Here is a 3545-nt window from a genome sequence, read left to right as displayed (position 1 = left end):
CGCCATTCGGTGATGCCGCCGGCTTCGGAGGCGTCGAAGTTCACGATGTCGACGGCGCCGGCATCGATCAGCCGGCGCACGCCGCGGGCGCTGTACTCCGATTGCCCGGCGTTGATCGGGATGCGGCAGGCGCGACGCACCTCGGCCATGCCGCGCGCCTCGTCGTCCCAGCGCACCGGCTCCTCGAACCAGGCGATCGGCAGCGGCTCGATCAGGCGGGCGAAGCGGATGGCGTCGGGCACCGACCAGCCCCGGTTGGCGTCGACCGAGATCATGAAGCCCGGCCCCGCGCCGTCGAGGGCCGCCTTGACCCGCTCGGCGTCCTGCTCGGGCGAGAGACCGCCCACCTTCACCTTGCAGCCACCCATGCCCCACAGGCGGAGCTGCTCCATCTCCTTGGCGAGGTCGAGCAGGGTCTTGCCCTCGGCGTAGTAGCCGCCGATCGAGATGATCGGCAGCTCGGACCGGAAGCCGCCCAGCAGCTGGCGCACCGACAGGCCGGCACGCTTGCCGAGCAGGTCCCATACCGCGGTGTCGACGCAGGCGATCGCTTCCATGGCGAGCTTGCGGTCGCGATTGGGCACGGTGACGGCGAAGGCCTTCGACCACAGCAGCTCATAGGCGGCGGCATCCTCGCCGAGCACCAGCGGCGCGATCTCCTCGACGATGATCTTCACCAGCGCCGCGCCGTGCTCGCGGTTGTCGCCGTTGTAGACCTCGGCTTCCAGGCCATCCGAGGTCCGCATCCGGGTCACGATCGCGCAGCGCGTCGTCATGGCGTAGACGCTGCCGGCAAACTGCCGGGGCAGGGGGATCTCGATGGCGCTCGCCGTGATGCTCTCGATCTTCATGGAGGTTGGCCTGGTTCCGGATCATGGGACGGGACATTACCGGGCAGAGCTTCGTCCTGCGCGATCGGCGCGTCCAGCCGCGATGGCGGCCCGGCGTGACGGCACTGTCCGGGCGCGGCATTGTCGAGACCGCACGATCGCGGTGGGACAGTCGGAGGGATCGATGGTCGCGAGCAGGAGGGCGGAGATCGCCGCAGCCAACCGGCGTCGCTACGAGACGCTGCGGGCCGCAGGACAGGAGGCCATGCCGAAGGCCCTGCCGGCGCCGACCGCGCTCGACGGGGCGTCGATCGCATCGGACGCGGTGATCAGCCGCGAGGAGGTTCCGTCCGGCTGGTACGACACGGTGCGGCTGCGCCGCGGCGAGGCACTGCGCATCGTCGATCCGCTCGGCCGGTCCAGCGTCTCGTTGATCGGCTGGCGCGCGGACGACCCCTCGGAGCGCATCAGCTGCGCCGATACGGCCAAGGTTCAGTGGAGTGCTGCGCTGTCCAAGGGGCGGGTCATCCTGACCGACATGGGCAGGGTCATGCTTTCCCTGATCGAGGATACGAGCGGCGCGCACGATCTTCTGGCGGGGGGATCCACGGCGGCCTCGACGCGTACGGCCCTCGGCGAGCCGTCGCGCAACAGCCATGACAACTTCCTGCTGGCCGCGGCCAAGCTGGGGCTCGGGTTGCGCGACATCCCGTCCTGCGTGAGCTTCTTCGCCCCCGTGTCGATTGCGACCGACGGCCGCTTCGCGTGGACCGGCGGGCGCAAACGGTCCGGCGACTTCGTCGACCTGCGAGCCGAGATGGACCTCGTCGTGGCGCTGTCGAACTGCCCCCATCCACTCGATCCGGCGGGGCCCGCCGCCGGCGGGCCGGTGACGCTCGTGCGCCATCGCCCGCCGCCTGCCGCGACCGACGATCCGTGCCGCACGATGTCGCCCGAGATCGCCCGCGCTTTCCAGTTCACCGATCGGCTCTACACCTGAAAGCCGGCGAGCTCGTCGATGGTCCACTCGAAAGGAAATGCACGATGACAAGCCAGCAGGCGCTCGATCCGGCGGACGCGATGCATGCTCACGATGTTCCGGCGGAACAGGCGTGGTCACGGCTGGTGAGGCGCGGGCAGACCTTGCGCATCGTCGACACGGAAGGCCAGCAGGCGGTCGATGCGCTGCTCTATTGCGCCGAGGATCCGGCGGAGCGCTACAGCGCCCAGGACACGATGCGGATCCGAGGCTCGCCCTACATCGAGCTCGGGACGCAGCTGATTTCCAACAAGGGCCGCGTGATGGCGCGCATCACCGGCGATTCCTGCGGTCGGCACGATACCTCCGCGGGCTGCTGCTCCTGCGAGAGCAACGCCGTGCGCTTCGGCGAAGCGACTCGCTACCAGCACGCCTGCCGGGAGAATTTCATCCTCGAGCTCTCGCGTCATGGCCTGGGCAAGCGCGACATCGTCGCCAACCTGAACTTCTTCATGAACGTGCCGATCGATCCGTCGGGACAATTCACCGTCGTCGACGGCATCTCGGCGGGCGGCAGCCACGTCGACATCACCGCCGATCTCGACGTGCTCGTCGTGATTTCCAACTGTCCGCAGGTCAACAACCCGTGCAATGGCTTCGATCCGACGCCCATTCGGGTGCTGATCTGGGATATCGGCATAGGCGACGACCGGCGATGAGGCGATGTGCCGGCCTCAGCGCCCCTCGCGCCACCAGGCGCTGCCGACGGCGAGCAGGAACGCCAGCGCCACCAGGATGCCCGGCAGCAGCGGGATCTGGTTGATGCCGGCGACGGTGTAACCCTCGTTGCGGCGCAGCCCGATCCAGTCGGAGCCGCCGGCGGCGCGGCCCGGCCGTACCGCGCGAATGTCGGGATCGGCGGAATCGACGAGCCACAGCAGCGTGCCGCCCGAGGCGTCGACCAGCGGCCGCAGCCTGCTCTCCGTCGCGCGCACGTCGGAGACCTCGAGCGGGTCGGGGTTGCCGACCGCGGCCACCGTGCGCAGCGTGCCATCGTCGAAGCGGTAGAGGCCGGGCCTTTCCACGTCGACCACGGCGAGGCCGAGCCCGGGGCTCGCCTGATTCAGGGTCAGGGTACGCGTCGAGCCGTCGGGCGCGGTCATCGTCACCGGCGGAAAGGTCGTGGAGAGGGTGCGGCGGGTCACCTCGATCCGGCCACCCACCGAGGTCGCGCGCAGCGCCTCCTCCTCGAGGTCGGGCTCCTTCATCAGCCAGTGGGCGACGCGGCGCACCAGCTCGGGCTGCGGCCCGCCGCCGTCGATGCCGCGGTTCCACAGCCACAGATGATCCGACATCATCTGCGCCACGCGACCTTCGCCGACGCGGTCGAGGATCACCAGGGGGCGCTCCTCGGCGCCCGACAGGATGGCGTTGCCGCGATCGGTGCGCGCAGTGATCAGGCGGAACCAGCGGCCCCAGTCGGGTTCCTTCCCGGGATCGCCGGCCTGCGGCAGGTTGGCGGTGACGGGATGGCGCTGGCCGATCTCCGTGACCTTGGGCTTGTAGGGCGTCTCCAGCACGTCGCCGAGCGGGGCGGCCGGCAGGACGGCGCCGAGCGGCGTGCGATAGAGCGAGCGCTGCGTGGCGAACACCGGCCCGACCGAGACCAGCAGGGCGCCGCCCGCCTTCACGTACTCGGCGATGTTGCGGAAGTACTCGCGCGTGATCAGGCTGCC

At 69.9% G+C, this 3545-nt stretch carries 3 protein-coding genes and 1 pseudogene; 2 read left to right on the top strand and 2 right to left on the bottom strand.

What is annotated here, in order from left to right:
- The coding region (locus Q0C38_RS23095) for a mandelate racemase/muconate lactonizing enzyme family protein (RefSeq protein WP_291299491.1) at positions 1 to 851 on the bottom strand (851 nt) is incomplete at its 3' end.
- On the opposite strand from Q0C38_RS23095, the gene Q0C38_RS23090 reads away from it, so the two are divergent.
- Together Q0C38_RS23090 and Q0C38_RS23085 are read left to right on the top strand one after the other, a co-directional pair.
- Positions 820 to 1830, top strand: coding sequence for an urea amidolyase associated protein UAAP1 (locus tag Q0C38_RS23090; protein ID WP_291299490.1), 1011 nt, complete (start codon positions 820 to 822; stop codon positions 1828 to 1830). The genes Q0C38_RS23095 and Q0C38_RS23090 overlap by 32 nt on opposite strands.
- 44 nt (positions 1831 to 1874) lie before the next feature.
- Entirely contained in the window at positions 1875 to 2528 is a 654-nt protein-coding gene (locus Q0C38_RS23085; protein WP_291299489.1) for an urea amidolyase associated protein UAAP2, read from the top strand.
- Positions 2529 to 2543: 15 nt separating this feature from the next.
- Here the strand turns inward: Q0C38_RS23085 and Q0C38_RS23080 are convergent.
- Positions 2544 to 3545: pseudogene (locus Q0C38_RS23080) on the bottom strand (hypothetical protein); the annotation flags it as partial.

It is taken from the genome of Elioraea sp. (assembly GCF_022842375.1).
Lineage (GTDB): Bacteria > Pseudomonadota > Alphaproteobacteria > Acetobacterales > Acetobacteraceae > Elioraea_A.
The sequence above is the reverse complement of the archived record's forward strand: the minus strand, read 5'-3'. Positions and strand labels throughout refer to the sequence as shown.